This window comes from Mesorhizobium sp. M0659 (assembly GCF_040320605.1).
Taxonomy (GTDB): Bacteria; Pseudomonadota; Alphaproteobacteria; order Rhizobiales; family Rhizobiaceae; genus Mesorhizobium.
The window spans coordinates 91,721-110,404 of record NZ_JAMYPY010000008.1 but is presented as its reverse complement, the minus strand read 5'-3'; the positions used below and the strand labels follow the sequence as shown (position 1 = coordinate 110,404).

At 64.3% G+C, this 18,684-nt stretch carries 13 protein-coding genes; 10 read left to right on the top strand and 3 right to left on the bottom strand.

The window, feature by feature from the left end:
- Positions 1-65 precede the first annotated feature (65 nt).
- Together NKI31_RS15245 and NKI31_RS15240 are read right to left on the bottom strand one after the other, a co-directional pair.
- Positions 66-329 carry a hypothetical protein gene (locus NKI31_RS15245; protein WP_023670370.1) on the bottom strand — a complete coding sequence of 88 codons (264 nt, stop codon included), beginning with the start codon at positions 327-329 and terminating at the stop codon, positions 66-68.
- 145 nt (positions 330-474) lie between these two features.
- Positions 475-2,964, bottom strand: coding sequence for a mechanosensitive ion channel family protein (locus NKI31_RS15240; protein ID WP_352651981.1), 2,490 nt, complete (start codon positions 2,962-2,964; stop codon positions 475-477).
- A 317-nt stretch (positions 2,965-3,281) separates the two neighbouring features.
- On the opposite strand from NKI31_RS15240, the gene NKI31_RS15235 reads away from it, so the two are divergent.
- The 5 genes from NKI31_RS15235 to NKI31_RS15215 all read left to right on the top strand — a co-directional run bounded on the left by NKI31_RS15235 (position 3,282) and on the right by NKI31_RS15215 (position 10,055).
- Positions 3,282-4,541, top strand: a complete 1,260-nt coding sequence (locus NKI31_RS15235; RefSeq protein ID WP_352651980.1) for a sarcosine oxidase subunit beta family protein — start codon at positions 3,282-3,284, stop codon at positions 4,539-4,541.
- A gap of 11 nt (positions 4,542-4,552) precedes the next feature.
- Positions 4,553-4,849, top strand: coding sequence for a sarcosine oxidase subunit delta (locus NKI31_RS15230; RefSeq protein ID WP_023670367.1), 297 nt, complete (start codon positions 4,553-4,555; stop codon positions 4,847-4,849).
- Positions 4,846-7,839, top strand: coding sequence for a sarcosine oxidase subunit alpha (locus tag NKI31_RS15225; protein ID WP_352651979.1), 2,994 nt, complete (start codon positions 4,846-4,848; stop codon positions 7,837-7,839). Before NKI31_RS15230 ends, NKI31_RS15225 begins: the two co-directional genes overlap by 4 nt.
- Positions 7,832-8,449: a sarcosine oxidase subunit gamma gene (locus NKI31_RS15220; RefSeq protein WP_352651978.1), complete on the top strand. Its 618-nt coding sequence runs from the start codon at positions 7,832-7,834 to the stop codon at positions 8,447-8,449. The genes NKI31_RS15225 and NKI31_RS15220 overlap by 8 nt, the downstream gene beginning before the upstream one ends.
- A 163-nt stretch (positions 8,450-8,612) precedes the next feature.
- Complete coding sequence (locus NKI31_RS15215; protein WP_352651977.1) at positions 8,613-10,055, top strand: MFS transporter; 1,443 nt, start codon at positions 8,613-8,615, stop codon at positions 10,053-10,055.
- Between the two features lie 18 nt (positions 10,056-10,073).
- Here the strand turns inward: NKI31_RS15215 and NKI31_RS15210 are convergent, their stop codons facing one another.
- A complete protein-coding gene (locus tag NKI31_RS15210; RefSeq protein WP_023670762.1) occupies positions 10,074-10,778 on the bottom strand; it encodes a nitroreductase in 705 nt (234 codons plus the stop codon).
- 283 nt (positions 10,779-11,061) lie between these two features.
- Here NKI31_RS15210 and NKI31_RS15205 point away from each other — a divergent pair, with 283 nt between their 5' ends.
- The 5 genes from NKI31_RS15205 to NKI31_RS15185 all read left to right on the top strand — a co-directional run bounded on the left by NKI31_RS15205 (position 11,062) and on the right by NKI31_RS15185 (position 18,674).
- A complete protein-coding gene (locus NKI31_RS15205) occupies positions 11,062-11,604 on the top strand; it encodes a helix-turn-helix domain-containing protein (protein ID WP_352652050.1) in 543 nt (180 codons plus the stop codon).
- 95 nt (positions 11,605-11,699) lie between these two features.
- Positions 11,700-14,153, top strand: a complete 2,454-nt coding sequence (locus NKI31_RS15200) for a GcvT family protein (RefSeq protein ID WP_352651975.1) — start codon at positions 11,700-11,702, stop codon at positions 14,151-14,153.
- On the top strand, positions 14,150-15,049 hold the full coding sequence (locus tag NKI31_RS15195; protein WP_352651974.1) for a homocysteine S-methyltransferase family protein: 900 nt from the start codon (positions 14,150-14,152) through the stop codon (positions 15,047-15,049). Before NKI31_RS15200 ends, NKI31_RS15195 begins: the two co-directional genes overlap by 4 nt.
- The gene (locus NKI31_RS15190; RefSeq protein WP_352651972.1) at positions 15,049-16,230 is read left to right on the top strand and encodes a pyridoxal phosphate-dependent aminotransferase; all 1,182 of its coding nucleotides are present in this window, start codon (positions 15,049-15,051) and stop codon (positions 16,228-16,230) included. Before NKI31_RS15195 ends, NKI31_RS15190 begins: the two co-directional genes overlap by 1 nt.
- Positions 16,227-18,674 carry a GcvT family protein gene (locus tag NKI31_RS15185; RefSeq protein ID WP_352651971.1) on the top strand — a complete coding sequence of 816 codons (2,448 nt, stop codon included), beginning with the start codon at positions 16,227-16,229 and terminating at the stop codon, positions 18,672-18,674. Before NKI31_RS15190 ends, NKI31_RS15185 begins: the two co-directional genes overlap by 4 nt.
- Positions 18,675-18,684: the final 10 nt, after the last annotated feature.

Genomic DNA, 18,684 nt, shown 5'->3' with positions numbered 1-18,684 from the left:
AACCGTTGCCGTAGACGAGAAAAGGCCGGGCATTGCCCGGCCTCTGCAAGAGCTGCTTGCCGACTTTACTTGATGCGGGCAACGCCACCCGAGATTTCGACCGTTTCCGAGCCGGTCAGGGCCTCGAGGTCACCATTGGGCAAGGTGACGAAACAGCCGTTCGGGCAGAATTCCACGGTTTCGCCGGCGGCCAACGCCAGTTCCGTCTTGCCGCCGCCTTCCGTCACGATCAGCGTACGGGTCTCAGCATCCTTGTTGACCGCGCTGGCGGCAAAGGCCGAGCCACTCGCTGCGGTAAGAGCGATGGCGACGACGAGCGACTTCCACATTTTGCAATATCGGTGTTTCCACACCGCCTCTGTTGCATTTCGCAAGGCATTCTCGCCTTTGCATGTGAGCTTATATGAGATGCAAGCTGAACCGCAACTGAATGCCGCATTCATGCCGCAATTGGTTTGGGAGGAGCTTGGGGCCTTAGCTGGGATCGGGTTTGCGGGCCTTGCGACCAGTTTTGGCCAGCCGCTTCGCCTCGGCGGCGGCTCTGGCCTCCGCCTGCTCCTTCTCGGCGAACTCGACCTCGATCTTGTCGTCGTCGATCGGCCATGCGTCGGTCTTCTTGACCTTGACCTCGGCGCGCGGCGTCGAGGGGATTTCTATGTGCTCGGCGTCAAAAGCATCGAGAACGGCAAAGCGGATATCGTTCTGAACGATGGCGCCGTTCAGCACATCGGCCAGGAACACGCGGATCTCGAACTCGAGTGCTGCCGGCCCGAAATTGGTGAACAGCACGAAGGGTTCCGGGTTCTTCAGCACCAGCGCATGGCCGCGCGCAATCTCAAGCAGGACCGCGTGTACCCGCTTGACGTCGCTGCCATAGGCGACCCCGACCTTGATCTCCACACGTCCGAGCTTGTTGCGGTGCGTCCAGTTGCCGACGGCGTTGTTGATGAGGTTCGAATTGGGCAGGATCACCGATTGCCGCTGGAAGGTCTCGATTTCGGTGGCGCGCACGCTGATCTTCTTGACCGTGCCTGATGTGTCGCCGGCGACGATCCAGTCGCCGACCTTGAACGGCCGCTCGGCGAGCAGGATCAGGCCGGACACGAAGTTGGACACGACATTCTGCAGGCCAAAGCCGATACCCAGCGAGAGTGCGCCTGCAACGAGCGCCAGGTTGGAGAGATCGATGCCCGCCGCCGAGATGCCGACGAGCCCAGCGAGCGCGACGCCGGCATAGCCGACCGCCAGCCGGATCGAGTTGCGCACGCCGGTATCGACCTTGCCGCGCGCCATTACCGAGCCGTCGAGCCAGCCCTGGAACCAGCGGGTCAGGAAATAGCCTATGATGAAGACGACGATTCCGGTGAGGATGCCGGTGACCGAAATCGTCACCGAACCGACGGTGACGCCTGTCGCCAATTTATAGCCCCAGGCCTGGATATCGCCGGGCTGGAAGCCCCACATCAACAGGATCAGCGGCAGGAACACCAGCACGATCATCAGGTTGATGGCGACGCTGACGACGAGGCCGAGTTGGTCGAGCGCGGTGTCCTCATAGCTGGAATTGGTCTTCAGCCAGCGCCCGATGGACGTGCCGGCGAAACCATCCTCCTCGCCGATCTCGCGTGCCGACAGGAAGCCGATATAGGCGGTGAGCAGGATGGTGCCGGTGACCACGACCTGCAACGAGACGAAGATGGCAAGACCGATATAGCCTAACAGCGCCGCCGCAATCGTGAACAGGCCGAGCGCGACACAGGTGTAGCGCAGCCAGGCCGGCCAGGGGCGCCAGCGCCGGTCGGCATCCTTGTAAGGCTTCAGCAGCGCCATAAGGATCAGGATGACGCCCACGATGACGGTGGCGACAAAACTCCTGGCCACCGTCAGCGACAGGGGCGAGCCCATCTTGTCGTTGACGATCGACAGGAAATTGTTGATGCCGATGACGACTGCCATGGCCGTCGTCAGCCGCACCAGCCAACGCGCCGGGCCGGTCTCGACCTGGATCAGGCGCCAGTTCGGCATGCTGGGCGACAGCGCCGCATTGGTCAGGCGGTTGACACAGAACACTATGGCGATGACGGCTGCCAGAGCGTTGAGGAAAACGCCTATGTCGCCGCGCAGCACATTGTAGTAATTGTACAGGAACACCGTCGAGGCGAGGAAGGCGCTGACCGCCAGCGTCGGCAGCAAAGTCGACCAGAACGCCACCGACAGGCGGCTGAGATACGTCGGATCTTCAACCGACGCGTCGGGCTCGAAGATGCGCCCAAACAGGCGGCGCCCACCGACCAGAAGCACCACGGCCAACGCGAGCGCCATGAGGGTCGCCGCGAGCATCGCCTGGAACTTGAACTTGAAGGCAAAGCTCAGCCAGGACGACACCGCCCTGTAAAAATTGGCGTATTCGTCCCTGGCGTCGGAAAACACTTGCGGGCTCAGTGCATCGGACAGCACGTAACGCTTGGTCAGCCCGCTGCGAAACAGCTCGCTGCGCATATTGCCGATCTTCTCGATCAGCGCATTGATGCGGATCGACAGGTTCTGCGCGCCGGCGATGACGGCGTTGATCTCCGCCTTTTCCGACGCCAGCGCCTGGCGCTCGCCGGTCACGATATCCGGTTCAGGCGGCTGTCCGGCAGCCGGGGGCGCACCAAGCTGCTCAAGCCTCGAATTGATCTCCCCCAGCCGGGACCGGAACGCCAGCGCGCTGTTCAGCGCAGCGCGCGACAGCTCTTCCAGCTGCAGGCGGATCTCGACGAGGGTGGTGTCGTCGACGCCGTCCTCCTGGACTTTCTTCTCCAGAGCGTCGGTTTTCGTCGTCAAACCCTGCAGGATTTTCTGCTGGTCGGCGACCAGCCCGGCAGGCGCCTGGCCCAGCCCCTGCGCCATCGCGCCGAACGAATGCGGCGCCAAGGCAACGAGCGCGAGGACCAGGATCAGGCGAAAGAAGCGAAAAAGCATAATGGTGGCGACTCAAAGGGCGGCAAGGCCGCTTCTAAAGCGGTCCTTGATAGAGACGCTCATCCCGTGGGGCAAGTCGTGGCGAAGTCATCGCAGTTGGGCGCCTTGCGGGAGTCGGCCAGTCGAAAAGCCATGGCGCAATCTTGGCTTTGCGCCCGCCGCCTGCTCTATAGTCTGCCGCATCGCGCCGAGCCGGAAGGTTTCAGGTCTGTCCGACCTGAAACCTTCCGGCTCTAGAAATCAAAGATATAGAGCATGATGTCGTCCGAAAACCGCTTCACACTTTTCGGCATCATGCTCTAGGGATGGCATGAAGAATGGCGGAATATTCAGCCCTTTCGCTTCTCACGAACGCGCTCAAGGGAAACAAGGACTGGAAGCCGGCCTGGCGCAAGCCCGACCCCAAGGCTTCCTATGACGTCATCATCATCGGTGGCGGCGGCCACGGCCTGTCGACGGCGTACTATCTGGCCAAGGAGCACGGCATCACCAATGTCGCGGTGCTGGAAAAGGGCTGGCTGGGTTCCGGCAATGTCGGCCGTAACACCACGGCGGTGCGCTCCAACTACCTTTTGCCGTCCAACACCCGCTTCTACGAACATTCGATGAAGATGTGGGAGAACCTTTCGCACGACCTCAACTACAACGTCATGTTCTCGCAGCGCGGCTGCCTGAACCTGGTTCACACGCCGGGCCAGTTCGACGACTTGGCAAGGCGCGGCAACGCCATGCGCCACCTCGGCGTCGATGCCGAGCTGATGAACACCGCCGAGATCGCGCGCCTGGTCCCGGCGCTGGACATGTCGGCCTCCGCGCGCTTTCCCATCGTCGGCGGCCTGATGCAGCCGCGCGCCGGCACCGCCCGTCACGATGCGGTTGCCTGGGGCTATGCCCGCGGCGCCGACCGACGCGGCGTCGACATCGTCGAGAATTGCGAGGTCACCGGCTTCCTGCGCGACGGCGACCGCATCACCGGCGTGCAGACGACGCGCGGAGAGATCCGCGGCAAGAAAGTTGCCGTGGCCGTTGCCGGCAGCACCGGACGGGTGATGCAGCTTGCCGGCATCGACAGGATGCCGATCGAGAGCCATGTGCTGCAGGCCTTCGTGACAGAGTCGCTGAAACCTTTCGTCGACACGGTGCTGACCTTCGGCATGGGTCATTTCTACATGTCGCAGTCCGACAAGGGCGGCCTCGTCTACGGCGGTGACATCGACGGCTACAACAGCTACGCTCAGCGCGGCAACCTGCCCATCGTCGATGAGGTGATGAGCGAGATGCTGGCGCTGTTTCCCGGCCTTGCGCGTGTACGCATGCTGCGCTCCTGGGGCGGCGTCTGCGACATGTCAATGGACGGTTCGCCGATCATCACCACCGGCCCGCTGCCCGGCATGTATCTCAACTGCGGCTGGTGCTATGGGGGCTTCAAGGCGACGCCGGCCTCGGGCTGGTGCTTCGCATACACCATCGCCAAGGACGAACCGCACGCGTTCAACGCGCCGTTCACGCTCGACCGTTTTTATCGCGGCCTAGTGATTGACGACAAGGGCCAGGGCGCAACGCCCCGGCTGCATTAGGGTTCAAACAAATGCTTATCACTTGTCCCTATTGCGGCCCGCGCGACGTCATCGAGTTCACCTATCAGGGCGACGGCAACCGCGAGCGCCCGCAGCCCAACTCGCAGGACCTCGACGCCTGGAACGCCTATGTCTACGATCGGCTGAACCCGGCCGGCGACCACAATGAGATCTGGCAGCATTCGGGCGGCTGCCGCACCCATCTGAGGATGGTGCGCAACACGGTCACGCATGAGATTTCCAGCACCGGTTTCGCCCGCGGCGACCACAATGCCGCCGCCCGGCACAAAGCCGGAGGCAAGTCGTGAGCCCGCGCCGCACCGAGACCGGCGGCCGCGTCGACCGGCTGCGCACCATCCGCTTCACCTTCGACGGCACGCCCTACACCGGCCATGCCGGCGACACGCTGGCCTCGGCGCTGCTTGCTAACGGCGTCACGCTTTTCGGCCGCTCATTCAAATACCACCGCCCGCGCGGCCTGCTCTCGGCCGGCGTCGAGGAACCGAACGCGCTGGTGACGGTGCTGCGCGGCGAAGTGCGCGAGCCCAACATCGCCGCAACCATGGTCGAGATCTATGACGGGCTGGTGGCCGTCAGCCAGAACCGCTTTCCCTCGCTCGCCTGGGACATCAACGCCGTCAACCAACTCGGCGGCAAGATCCTGGCCGCCGGCTTCTACTACAAGACCTTCATGGGCCCTGTCTTCGGCCCCCTGAAAGGCACCCGCTTCTGGATGTTCTGCGAGCATTTCATCCGCCGCGCCGCCGGCCTGGGCCGCGCCGGTATTGCCGCCGACACCTCGCGCTACGAGCGCATGAACGCGTTTTGCGACGTGCTGGTGGTCGGCTCCGGCCCGGCCGGCCTGTCAGCCGCCAAGGCCGCTGCCGACCAGGGCGCGCGCGTCATCCTGGCCGAACTCGAGCCGCGTTTCGGCGGCTCGGCCAACTGGTCCGGCGAGGCCATCGACGGCGCGCCGACCGCCGACTGGGCGGCGCGCGCCGTCAGCCAGCTCGAAGGCCATGACACGGTCCGCCTGCTGCCGCGCACCACGGTGTGGGGCTATTACGACGGCAACACGCTAGCCGCGCTCGAGCGCGTCACCGACCACAAGGAAACGCCCGGCAAGGGCGAGCCGCGCCATCGCTACTGGGCGATCCGCGCCAAAACGGTGGTGCTGGCCACCGGCTCATTCGAGCGGCCGCTTGTGTTCCCCGGCAACGACCGGCCGGGCGTCATGCTGGCGCATGCCGCCGAGCGCTATGTTAGTGATTATGGCGTGCTGCCCGGCGACAGGATCGCGCTGTTCACCAACAATGACAGCGCCTATCGCTCGGCGCTGGCGCTGAGGAAGGCCGGGGCCGCTATTGTCGCCATCGTCGATGTGCGCCCCGAGCTTTCGGCCGAAATGCGCAGCCTCGCCACCGAGGCCGAAGCCGAAATCCTCTCCGGCCATGCCGTGGTCGCCACCGAAGGCGGCAAGGCGCTCTCCGGCCTCAAGGTGCAGCGCTTCGACATGACCTCGGGCGCGCTCAGCGGTGACGCCCGCAGCATCCACGCCGATTGCCTGCTGATGTCGGGCGGCTGGTCGCCGACCATCCATCTCGCCAGCCAAGCCGGCGCCAGGGCCGAGTGGAACGCCGACCGCCAGGCCTTCCTGCCCCCTAAGCCGACTCGGCAATGGAGTGGCGCCGGCGCTTTCAACGGCAGCTTTTCGACCGTCGAAGCCATCACTGAGGGCCGCGCCGCCGGCTTTTCGGCAGCAGGTGCAACAGGTGCGCCCGCAGCCTTGCCGGATGTCGAAGCAGCACCGGGGAATCCCGATCCGGCGCCGGTGTTCGAGATCAAGGCAAAAGGCAAAAGCTTCGTCGATTTCCAGCATGATGTCACCGCCGAAGACGTGCGGCTGGCGCATCGCGAAGGTTTTGTCTCTGTCGAGCATTTGAAGCGCTACACCACGCTCGGCATGGCGACCGACCAGGGCAAGAACTCCAACGTGCCGGGCCTCGCCATCATGGCCGAGGCGCTGGGCAAGCCGATCCCCGAAGTCGGCACGACACGTTTCCGCCCGCCCTATTCTGCGGTGTCGATCGGCTCGCTCGCCGCCGAACGCTTCGGCGACCTGAAACCCGAGCGGCTGACGCCGATGCATGACTGGCACCTCGCCAACGGCGCGGCCATGTATTCCGCCGGCCTCTGGTATCGGCCAATGATCTACGGCCTTGCCGGTGAGACGATCGAACAGGCCTATGTCCGCGAAGCCAGGGCGACGCGCGAGAGCGCCGGCATCGTCGACGTTTCGACGCTGGGCAAGATCGCCGTGCAGGGACCCGACGCCGGCGAATTCCTCGACCGCGTCTACACCAACATGTTTTCGACGCTTGCCGTCGGCAAGGCGCGCTACGGGCTGATGCTGCGCGAAGACGGGCTTGCCTTCGACGACGGCACCACCTGGCGGCTCGGCGAACAGGATTTCCTGATGACCACCACCACGGCGAACGCCGGCAAGGTGATGCAGCATCTGGAATACTTTCTCGACGTGATCTGGCCGGAGCTTAAGGTGCACGTCACCTCGGTGACCGACGAATGGGCGGGCGCCGCTCTCGGCGGACCGAAGGCGCGGGACATCCTTGCCGCCTGCGTTTCCGGTACAGCGGTCGACAATACGACCCTGCCCTTCATGGGCATCGTGCGCGGCCAGATTGCCGGCGTACCGGTGATGATTTGCCGGCTGTCCTTCTCTGGAGAAATGGCCTTCGAGGTCTATTCCGGCGCCGGCTACGGCACCCATGTCTGGGAAGCGCTTGTCGAGGCCGGCAAGCCGTTCGGCCTGGTGACCTATGGGCTGGAAGCGCTGGGCACGATGCGCATCGAGAAAGGCCATGTCACCGGCGCCGAGATCGACGGCCGCACCACGGCGCGCGACCTGCATCTCGACTGGATGCTGTCCAAGAAGAAGCCGTTCATCGGCTCGGCGATGATGAACCGCGAAGGCCTGATCGCGCCCGACCGGCTGCAGCTGGTCGGCCTGGTCTCGCTCGACAACCGGCCTCTCAACGGCGGCGCGCATATCGTCGAGGAACTGGACGAGGCCAATCCGCACGATTCCATCGGCCACATCACCGCCTGCTGCTATTCGCCGGCGCTGGGCAAGCACATCGCGCTGGCCCTAGTCGAGGGCGGCAAGGCCAGGCACGGGACCCGTGCGTTTGTCTCCGATCCGCTGCGCAAGCGCTTCGGGCCGGTCGAGATCGTCTCCAACCATTTCTACGACCCGGACGGGAGCCGCATGCATGGCTGAGCGCCAATCACCCGAACGCCCACTACCTGAGCGCCTCTCGCCGCTCGAGCCGGTGTTCCATCCGGGTTCGCACGGCAATTTCGAGCATGGCGTCGATGTCATCCTGACCGAGACCCGGCCCGGTTCGATCCTGCAGCTCGCCGCATGGCCGGGCGCGGAAAAGCAACTGATTGAGGCGATCCGCAAGGTCACCGGCCTCGCTTTGCCCGACGGCGCCGGCGGCGGCGTCGCCAAGGACGGCAAGGCTGTCTTCGGCTTCGCGCCGGGAAAATTCACCGTCGTCGACGAGGCCGAGGGCCTGGCATCGGCCTTTGCCAGGGACGTCACCCCGGCCATCGGCACCATCACCGACCTGTCGCATGGCCGCACCGCCATCCGCATCGCCGGACCGAAGGCCGAATGGGTGCTGGCGAAATTCTTCGCCATCGACTTCGCGCTGCCCGCCTTCCCTATCGGCGCCGGCCGTTCGACCACCCATCACGACGTCTTTGCGCAGATCCAGCGCACCGGCGCCGACCAGTTCGACATCTATGTCTTCCGCTCCTTCGCCCGCTCGTTCTGGAAGGCGCTCTGCCATGCCAGCGAGGAAGTCGGCTACGAGGTGCAGTAGCCGTCCCGCCTTCCGCCACTGGCATCAAGGCCAGCCGGCTCTGCCGCTAGAGAATCCCGCGCTAGACGCCCATGATGGATAAACGTGGCCGCCCAACCGGTCCAAAGGGGGTCTGAAAACCCCTTCTTTAGAGTCGGCATCCTCGTTTGGTTCGAACATCCCCATGACCGCAGAACTATCCGCCGGCGCCACGGATCGCGCCGATGTGTCGGCCAGAGCCTTGCTCCTGCTGCCGCTGACGGTCGCCTGCGGCGTGTTCATGACCAGCCTCGACCAGAATGTCGTGGTCACCGCTCTGCCCGGCATCAGCGAAAGCCTTGGCCGCCCGTCGAGCCAGCTCGGCCTTTTGATCACCGTCTATGTCGCCAGCCTGATCATCTCGATGCCGCTCGGCGGCTGGGCCGCCGAGCGCTTCGGCCTGCGCAACGTCTACTGCTTTGCCTTGCTGGTGTTCGCGGCGTCATCGGCGCTGTGCGGGCTCTCCAACGACATCTGGACGCTGGTCGGCGCCCGCGCGCTGCAAGGGTTCGGCGGCGCCTTGATGGGTACGCTCGGCCAGGTCGTCATCCTGTCGACCTTCCCGCGGAGCCGCACGCTGAAGATCAACATGTATATCTCGCTGGCCGGCCAGTCCGGACCGCTGGTCGGCCCGCTCGTCGGCGGCGCGCTGACGACCTACATTTCCTGGCGCTGGATCTTCTTCATCAACGTGCCGTTCGCGCTGGCCGCGGCCGTTCTTGCCGCGTCGCTGTTTCCGGCCGTTACCAAACCGGTGCGCACGCCGTTCGATTTCCCGGGCTTCCTGCTGGTCGGCAGCGGCATGGTCCTGCTGGTCTTCGGCATGGATTCGCTTGCGGCCAAAGACGCCGCCGGCAGCATGATCGCGGCCGAGCTGGCGCTGGCGATCGTCATCCTGACGCTTGCTTCCTTCTACTGCCTGCGCGCCCGCAACCCTTTGCTTGACCTGAAGCTCCTGCGCATCCGCACCTTTCGCATCTCCTTCCTCACCGGCGGCGGACTGGACACGATTGGCCTGAGCTCTGTCGTCTTCCTTTTGCCGCTGATGTTCCAGCTCGGCTTCGGCATGAGCGCGGTGCAGGCGGGATCGCTGACCTTCGTCGCCGCGATCGGCTCGCTGATCATGCGTGTCTTCATGCCGCGCCTGCTCAACCGCTTCGGCTTTCGCCGCGTGCTGGTCGTCAACACGCCGATCGTTGCGGCGATGGTTGCCGGCTTCGCCTTGATAGAGGCAACCACGCCGGTCTGGATCGTGCTTGCCTATATCTTTGCCTTCGGTGTCCTGCGCTCGGCGCAGTGGGCGTCGACCGGCAATCTCGCCTATTCCGACATCGCGCCCGACCAGCTCGCCCGCTTCAGCGCGCTCTACTACATACTGTGGCAGCTAGGGGTGGCGATCAGCGTCGGCCTGGCGGCGGCGCTGTTGTCGTTCCTGGCTGGCGGCAGGCCGGCGGTGACCAACGATTTCCGCATCCTGTTCGTGGTCGAGGGCGTCATCACTTTGTGCGCGCTGATCGCCTATCTCAGACTGACACCGCAGGACGGCGCCCATGTCAGCGGCCATGGCGCGCAGATGAACGTGGAATAAGGCCCCGGTAGCCGAGGCCTAGCCGCTGAACGTCACCCACTCTTCCAGCGGCACGCGGTCGGTGCGGAAGTCGTTTTCGGGTTTCGACGTATCCTCAAGGCCGAGCGCCATGCCGCAGACGACGATCTCCTCGTCGGGGATGTTGAGCACCGGCCGGATCTGCCGGTGATAGGGCGCGAAGGCGGCCTGCGGGCAGGTGTGCAGGCCCCTGCCTCGCGCCGCCACCATGATGTTCTGCAGGAACATTCCGTAGTCGATCCACGAGCCCTGGTTCAGCCGCCGGTCGATGGTGAAGATCATGCCGACCGGCGCGTCGAAGAAGACGAAGTTGCGGTCGTGCTGGGCGCGCATCTTGTCGACCTCGCGGCGGCCGATGCCGAGTGCCCCATAGAGCCCGAAACCGTTGGCGCGGCGGCGGGTGAGATACGGCTCGAAGAACTGGGTGGGATAATAGCGATACTCGTCCCAATCGGCCTTTTCGGCGCGGATACCGGAATTCAGGATGGCATCGGTGATCTGCTGCTTGACCTCGCCCTTGACGACATAGACCCGCCAAGGCTGCATATTGGTGCCCGAAGGCGCGCGCGCGGCGACGCCAAGAATGGCTCGGATCGTCTCGTCATCGACCATGTCGGGCAGGAAGGCACGCACTGAACGGCGCGAGATGATCGCCTCGTCGACAACAGCCGCGTTATGCGCTGCCAGGCCGTTTTTTTCCAGCATGGGCCGTCCCTTTGCGCACACTTCGAAAGCCGAACCGGCTATCGGAGAAGACCTTGCGCAGATTTCAATCCTTGGTCGCCGACCCGCATTCCCACACCCGCCGCTCGTGGCAGAGCCTTTGCATGAACTGCCAAAATGGCGCAAGCAAATCTTGTGTGTCCATGAAAATTCGCTTGATTTTTTCACGGACATGAGCTCTCATGAAATTCATTTCCAGAGTTTCATCAAGTGAGCGTTTTTGCCCCCAGCTATCCCCAAAACATTGCAGGGACCCGACGAGCGCCTGCTGGCGAGCGACATCCGTGCGCTCCGCAAGGCGCGTGGGCTGACGCTTGCTGAGATCGCGCTGAAGCTTGGCCGCTCTGTCGGCTGGGTCAGCCAGGTCGAGCGCGGCCTGTCGATTCCTTCGCTCGGCGACCTCAGGGCCTTCGCCGATTTGTTCGGCGTGCCGCTCAGCCTGTTCTTCAGCCACGACGTGCCGATCGAAAAGGAGCGCGGCGTTGTCGTGCGCGCCGGCAGCCGGCGCACGCTTGGCACAAGCGAATCCGGCCTGGTGGAGGAGCTTCTGTCGCCCGATCTCGGCGGTAGTTTCGAGATGGTGCGTTCGATCTTTGCGCCGGGCGCCGAGATGAAGAGCGAGCAGCTGCGGCCGACCGAGGAAGCCGGCTACATCGCCTCTGGCGTTTTCGAGATCGAGATAGCAGGCGTCTGGCACCGGCTCGGCGAAGGCGATTCCTTCCGCTTCGAGCGCAAGCCATACCGCTGGCGCAATCCCGGCACCGAGCCGGCCGTAATCATCTGGGTGGTTTCGCCGCCTGTTTATTGAATGCATGTCGCCCAAAGTGTGCAGCGGTTTTGGGAAACGACATGCGTCAAGCAAAAAGATAGAAGCGCAGCGCGCTTCAGGTTTGGGAGAAGAATATGGCCGGTTTGCCGACCACGGCGCGCGTGGTGATCATCGGAGGCGGTGTCGTCGGCGCCTCCTCGCTTTACCATCTGTGCAAGGCGGGCTGGACCGACTGCGTGCTGCTTGAAAAGAACGAGCTGACATCGGGCTCGACCTGGCATGCCGCCGGCAATGTGCCGACTTTCTCGTCGTCCTGGTCGCTGATGAACATGCAGCGCTATTCGACCGAGCTTTATCGCGGTCTCGCCGACGCGGTCGACTATCCCATGAACTACCACGTTACCGGCTCGCTCCGCCTCGCCCACACCAAGGAGCGCATGCAGGAGTTCCAGCGCGCCAAGGGCATGGGCCGCTACCAGGGCATGGACATCGACATCGTCGGCCCCGACGAGATCAAGCGCCGCTATCCCTTCATCGAGACGCATGAATTGAAAGGCGCGCTCTATGATCCAAACGACGGCGACATCGATCCGGCGCAGCTGACGCAGGCGCTGGCCAAGGGCGCACGCGACATGGGCGCCAGGATCGTCCGCTTCTGTCCGGTGTCAGGTGTGCGCCGCGAGAACGACGAATGGGTGGTTGTCACCCCGCAAGGCGAAATCCGCTGCGAGATCGTCGTCAATGCCGCCGGCTACCGTGCCGCCGAAGTCGGCAAAATGTTCGGCCGCGACGTCCCGATGATGGTGATGAGCCATCAGTACATCTTGTTCGAGGAGATACCCGAACTGGTGGCGTGGTCGAAGGAGCAGGGCAAGAAGCTGCCGCTGCTGCGCGACGTCGACACCTCCTACTATCTGCGCCAGGAAAAGAACGGCATGAATCTCGGCCCCTATGAGCGCAATTGCCGCGCGCATTGGGCGACCCACAACGACCCGATGCCGGAGGATTTTTCCTTCCAGCTCTTCCCCGACGATCTCGACCGTCTCGAGCACTACCTTGCCGATGCCGTAGCCCGCGTGCCGATTCTGGGCACTGCCGGCCTGTCCAAGGTGATCAACGGGCCGATCCCTTACGCGCCGGACGGCAATCCGCTGATCGGTCCGATGCCCGGCGTTCCCAACGCGTTCGAGGCCAGTGTCTTCACCTTCGGCATCGCCCAGGGCGGCGGCGCCGGCAAGGTGCTGGCCGAATGGGTTACGCAGGGCCAGACCGAATGGGACATGTGGTCTTGCGATCCGCGCCGTTTCACCTCATTTGCGGCCGCCCCCGACTATAGCGTCGCCAAGGGCATGGAGATCTACGGCAACGAATACGCCATCCAGTTCCCGCGCCATGCCTGGCCGGCCGGGCGCGACCGCAAGCTGTCGCCGATCCACGATCGCATCAAGGCCCTCGGCGCCCAGTTCGACGCCTATAATGGCTGGGAGCGTGCCACCTGGTATGCGCAACCCGGTGACGACACGTCGGAAGAAGCAACACTCACCTTCCGCCGCGACGGGCCGTGGCAGCACCGCGTGCGCGAAGAATGCCTGGCGGTGCGCGACGCCGCCGGCATTCTCGACCTGCCCGGCTTCTCGCGCTTCAACCTCGAAGGTCCTGGCGCAGCCGAATGGCTGGCGCTGCAGGTCACCGGTCTGGTGCCCAAGCCCGGCCGAATCGGCCTCGCCTATTTCGCCGACGACAAGGGCCGCATCGTCACCGAGATGTCGGTGGTGCGCCATGGCGAAGAGCAGATGACGCTGATCACCGCGGCGGTAGCGCAGTGGCACGATTTCGAATGGCTGAAGTCGCGCCTGCCGAAGGACGCAACTTTCACCCTCACCGACAGGACCGAAGACTATTCGACGCAAATCCTCGCCGGCCCCAATTCGCGCAAGATCCTGGCCGAGGTCTGTGGCGCGGATCTCTCGCTGCCCTGGCTGACGCATCAGGAAACCACCATCGCCGGCCGCTGGGCGAAGCTGGTGCGGGTATCCTTCGCCGGCGAACTCGGCTGGGAAATCCACACCAAGGTGGGAGACACCGCCGCCATCTTCGACGCCGTCTGGACGGCGGGACAAAAACACGGTCTGAAACCGTTCGGCATGTATGCGCTGGATTCGCTGCGCCTCGAAAAGGGCTACCGGACCTGGAAGGGCGACCTGTCGACCGACTATACGGTCCTGCAGGGCGGGCTCGAGCGCTTCGTAAAATGGGACAAGCCCGACTTCCGCGGCAAGGCAGCCCTGCAGAACGAAAAGCAGCAAGGCGTAAAGAAGCGCTTCGTCACGCTGGTGGTCGAAAACCCCGGCGATTGCGACGCGCCGTCGGTGTCGACGCTCTGGCATGACGGCAAGATCGTCGGCGAGACGACGTCCGGCGGCTGGGGGCATCGCATCGACAAATCGATCGCGCTCGGCATGCTGCGCGCCGACCTGGCTGAACCCGATACCGCGATCGAGATTGAAATTTTTGGCGATCGTTTCAGGGCGGTCGTGCAGAAAGACGAGCCGCTGTGGGATCCGAAAAACGAAAGACTGAGAGCATGAAGAAAGTCATTCTCACCGATGGCGGCATGGGCCAGGAACTGGTCCGCCGCAGCAGCTCCGAGCCGACGCCGCTCTGGTCGGCCAGGGTGCTGATCGACGAGCCGGATCTGGTGCGTGACCTGCATGCCGAATTCATCCGGGCCGGCGCTCGCGTCATCACCATCAACACCTATTCGGCAACGCCGGAGCGGCTCGCGCGGGAAGGAGCAGAAGACCTCTTCAAGCCCTTGCAGAAGCGCGGCATCGAATTGGCAAGACAGGCACGCGACGAGGCAGGCGATGCAGCGATCGCCGGCTGCCTGTCACCGCTGTTCGGCAGCTATGCGCCGGCGCTGACCATATCGTTCGAGGAGACGCTGGACATCTATCGCCGCATCGTCGCCGAGCAGGCCGATGGCGTCGACCTGTTCCTGTGCGAGACCATGGCCTCAGCCGAGGAAGGACGTGCGGCCGTTACCGCTGCGTCGGAAAGCGGCAAACCTGTCTGGGTGTCTTGGACTCTCGCCGATCACGGCGCGCCGCGCCTGCGCAGCGGCGAAACAATAGCGGCAGCGGCGGGCGCCCTCGACGGCCTGACGGTTGCAGCGCGCCTGGTCAATTGCTGCCGGCCAGAAGCGATCGCCGCGGCACTGCCCGAATTGATTGCTCTCGGCGGCCCGGTCGGCGCCTATGCCAACGGCTTCACCTCTGTCGAAGCGCTCAAGCATGGCGGAACGGTCGAAGTGCTGCACGCCCGCCACGACCTTGATCCGGATGCCTATGCCGACCAGGCGCTCGGCTGGGTCGCCGCCGGCGCCACCATCGTCGGCGGATGCTGCGAAGTCGGCCCGGCCCACATCGCTGCCTTGCGCGACCAGCTCGAACAGGCCGGCCACGAAATCTCGGGAGTATCCTGATGCCCAGACCGTCATCGCGCATTTCCGGCATCGTGCCTTCGGGCAAAGATGGCTGGGAGGTCCACACCGAGGCATGGGCCCGCAAGGAGGCCGGCCAGGACATCATCATGCTGTCGGTCGGCGACCATGATTTCGATACGCCGAGCCAGACGATCGAAGCCTGCGTGACGGCGGTTCGCGGCAGCAACCATCACTACACCCCGCTTTCCGGCGTTCCGCGCCTTCGCAGGGCGATGGCGGCGGCCTCGACCGCTTGCACCGGGGTCGAGACGGCACCTGACCAAGTCATCGCCACGCCCGGCGGCCAGGCTGCCCTTTACGCGGCCGTGCAGGCCGTTCTCGACCAGGGCGACCACGCCATCGTGGTGGCGCCCTACTACGCGACTTATCCCAACACGTTCAGCGCCGCCGGCGCCAGCTTCACCGTCGTCGAGACGCCGGCCGAAGACGGTTTCCAGCCGCACGCCGAGATGATCCGCGCTGCGCTCAAGCCCAACACGCGCGCCATTTTGATCAACACGCCGAACAACCCGACCGGCGCCGTCTATTCGCGTGAGCGTCTGGAAGAGCTGGCCGAGATCTGCCGCGAGCACGATCTCTGGCTGCTGTCGGACGAGGTCTACTGGACGCTCGGCGGCGGCGAGCACATCTCGCCGCGCGGCCTGCCCGGCATGGCCGAGCGCACGCTGGTCATCAATTCGATGTCCAAGAGCCATGGCATGACCGGCTGGCGCATGGGCTGGCTGACTGGCCCGGCGCAGATGATCACGCTGTTGACCAATCTCAATCTGGTGACGACCTACGGCTTGCCGGCCTTCATCTCGATCGCCTGCGCCGAGGCGCTGGAGAACCGCTATGGCGTGAAAGAGATCGCCGAACGCTATGCGGCGCGCCGCACCGTCCTGCTCGACGCCGTGCGCGGCATGAACAATATCAGCGTGCACGGCTCGGAGGGCGGCATGTATGTCATGCTCGACATCTCCGCCGTCGAGCCCGACGACGAGAAATTCGCCTGGGCCTTTCTCGACCAGGAGAGTGTCGGCGTCATGCCGGGTTCCAGCTTCGGCAAGGCCGCTGCCGGCCACATCCGCATCAGCCTCTGCCAACCGGAACCGGTGCTTCAGGAAGCCGCAAAACGCCTGCGCCGCTTCGCATCCGGCTATCGCCGCGAGGCCGCATGACCAGAAGCATTCCCACCAAGGCCCGCGCGGTTATTATCGGTGGCGGCGTCTCCGGCTGCTCGGTAGCCTATCATTTGGCCAAGCTCGGCTGGACCGACATCGTGCTGCTCGAACGCAAGCAGCTGACCTCGGGCACGACCTGGCACGCCGCTGGGCTGATCGGCCAGCTGCGCGGTTCGCAGAACATGACGCGGCTGGCGAAATATTCGGCCGACCTCTACGTCAAGCTGGAGGCCGAAACCGAAGTCGGCACCGGCATGCGCCAGGTCGGCTCGATCACCGTGGCGCTGACTGAGGAGCGCAAGCACGAGATTTATCGGCAGGCCTCGCTCGCCCGCGCCTTCGATGTCGATGTGCGCGAGATTTCGCCTGGTGAAGTCAAGGAGATGTACCCGCATCTCAACGTGTCCGATGTGGTCGGCGCCGTGCATCTGCCGCTCGACGGCCAGTGCGATCCGGCCAACATCGCCATGGCGCTGGCCAAGGGCGCCCGCCACCGCGGCGCCACAGTCGTCGAGAATGTGAAGGTCACCAAGGTCCACACCAAGGCCGGTCGCGTCACCGGCGTGTCGTGGGCGCAAGGCGACGACCAGGGCACGATCGAGGCCGACATCGTCGTCAACTGCGCCGGCATGTGGGCGCGCGAACTCGGCGCCCAGAACGGCGTCACCATCCCGCTGCATGCCTGCGAGCATTTTTATCTCGTCACCGAGCCGATCCCCGGCCTTGGCCGGCTGCCGGTGCTGCGCGTGCCGGATGAGTGCGCCTACTACAAGGAAGACGCCGGCAAGATGATGCTCGGCGCCTTCGAGCCGGTGGCCAAGCCCTGGGGCATGGACGGCATAAGCGAGGATTTCTGCTTCGACCAGCTTCCCGAGGACATGGAGCATTTCGAGCCGATCCTCGAAATGGGTGTCAACCGCATGCCGATGCTGGCAACCGCCGGCATTCACACCTTCTTCAACGGCCCCGAAAGCTTTACCCCCGACGACCGCTACTATCTCGGCGAAGCGCCGGAGCTGTCGGGCTACTGGATGGCGACCGGCTACAATTCCATCGGCATCGTCTCGTCCGGCGGCGCCGGCATGGCGCTGGCGCAGTGGATCAATGAGGGCGAAGCGCCCTTCGACCTCTGGGAAGTCGACATCCGCCGCGCCCAGCCATTCCAGAAGAACCGTAGGTATCTCAAGGAGCGTGTCTCCGAAACACTCGGCCTGCTCTATGCGGATCACTTCCCCTACCGGCAGATGGCAACGTCCAGAAATGTCAGGCGCTCGCCCCTGCACGAACACCTGAAGGCGCGCGGCGCCGTGTTCGGCGAAGTCGCCGGCTGGGAGCGCGCCAACTGGTTTGCGCGAGAGGGACAGGAGCGCGAATACCGCTATTCCTGGAAGCGGCAGAACTGGTTCGACAACCAGCGCGAGGAGCACCTGGCGGTCCGCAACAAGGTCGGCCTGTTCGACATGACCTCGTTCGGCAAGATCCGTGTCGAGGGCCGCGACGCCTGTGCCTTCCTGCAAAGGCTGTGCGCCAACGATATGGACGTGGCGCCGGGCAAGATCGTCTACACCCAGATGCTCAACCAGCGCGGCGGTATCGAAAGCGACCTCACGGTGTCGCGGCTATCTGAGACCGCCTACTTCCTCGTCGTGCCGGGCGCGACGCTGCAACGCGACCTCGCCTGGCTGCGCCGGCATGTCGGGGATGAATTCGTAGTCATCACCGATGTCACGGCAGCTGAGGCCGTGCTCTGCCTGATGGGTCCGGATGCGCGAAAGCTGATCCAGAAAGTCAGCCCCAACGATTTCTCCAACGACAACAATCCATTCGGCACCTTCCAGGAGATCGAGATCGGCATGGGCCTCGCCCGTGCCCACCGCGTCACCTATGTCGGCGAACTCGGCTGGGAACTTTATGTCTCGACCGACCAGGCGGCTCATGTCTTCGAGGCGATCGACGAGGCCGGCGGCGATGTCGGCCTGAAACTTTGCGGCCTGCATACGCTGGATTCCTGCCGCATCGAAAAGGCGTTTCGGCATTTCGGCCACGACATCACCGACGAGGACAATGTGCTGGAGGCCGGCCTCGGCTTTGCGGTCAAAACCGCCAATGGCGAGTTCATCGGCCGCGATGCGGTGCTGAAGAAAAAAGAAGCCGGCCTGTCGCGCCGGCTGGTGCAGTTCCGGCTGAAGGACCCGCAGCCTCTGCTCTTCCACAACGAGGCGATCCTTCGCGACGGCAAGATCGTCGGCCCGATCACATCAGGCAACTACGGCCACCATCTCGGCGGCGCGATCGGGCTGGGCTATGTGCCCTGCCAGGGCGAGAGCGAGGCGGATGTGCTGGCCTCGTCCTATGAGATCGAGATCGCCGGCGAGCGCTTTCCGGCGGAAGCATCGCTGAAACCGATGTACGATCCCAAGGCGGAACGGACGAGGATGTAGCACCTTTTTA

Bases quoted from the DNA above. Each gene is read 5' to 3' on its own strand.
- NKI31_RS15215 (WP_352651977.1), top strand. From the start codon at position 8,613: ATGACCGCAGAACTATCCGCCGGCGCCACGGATCGCGCCGATGTGTCG.
- NKI31_RS15190 (WP_352651972.1), top strand. From the start codon at position 15,049: ATGCCCAGACCGTCATCGCGCATTTCCGGCATCGTGCCTTCGGGCAAA.
- NKI31_RS15230 (WP_023670367.1), top strand. From the start codon at position 4,553: ATGCTTATCACTTGTCCCTATTGCGGCCCGCGCGACGTCATCGAGTTC.
- NKI31_RS15220 (WP_352651978.1), top strand. From the start codon at position 7,832: ATGGCTGAGCGCCAATCACCCGAACGCCCACTACCTGAGCGCCTCTCG.
- NKI31_RS15185 (WP_352651971.1), top strand. From the start codon at position 16,227: ATGACCAGAAGCATTCCCACCAAGGCCCGCGCGGTTATTATCGGTGGC.
- NKI31_RS15195 (WP_352651974.1), top strand. From the start codon at position 14,150: ATGAAGAAAGTCATTCTCACCGATGGCGGCATGGGCCAGGAACTGGTC.
- NKI31_RS15200 (WP_352651975.1), top strand. From the start codon at position 11,700: ATGGCCGGTTTGCCGACCACGGCGCGCGTGGTGATCATCGGAGGCGGT.
- NKI31_RS15235 (WP_352651980.1), top strand. From the start codon at position 3,282: ATGGCGGAATATTCAGCCCTTTCGCTTCTCACGAACGCGCTCAAGGGA.
- NKI31_RS15240 (WP_352651981.1), bottom strand. From the start codon at position 2,964: ATGCTTTTTCGCTTCTTTCGCCTGATCCTGGTCCTCGCGCTCGTTGCC.
- NKI31_RS15245 (WP_023670370.1), bottom strand. From the start codon at position 329: ATGTGGAAGTCGCTCGTCGTCGCCATCGCTCTTACCGCAGCGAGTGGC.
- NKI31_RS15210 (WP_023670762.1), bottom strand. From the start codon at position 10,778: ATGCTGGAAAAAAACGGCCTGGCAGCGCATAACGCGGCTGTTGTCGAC.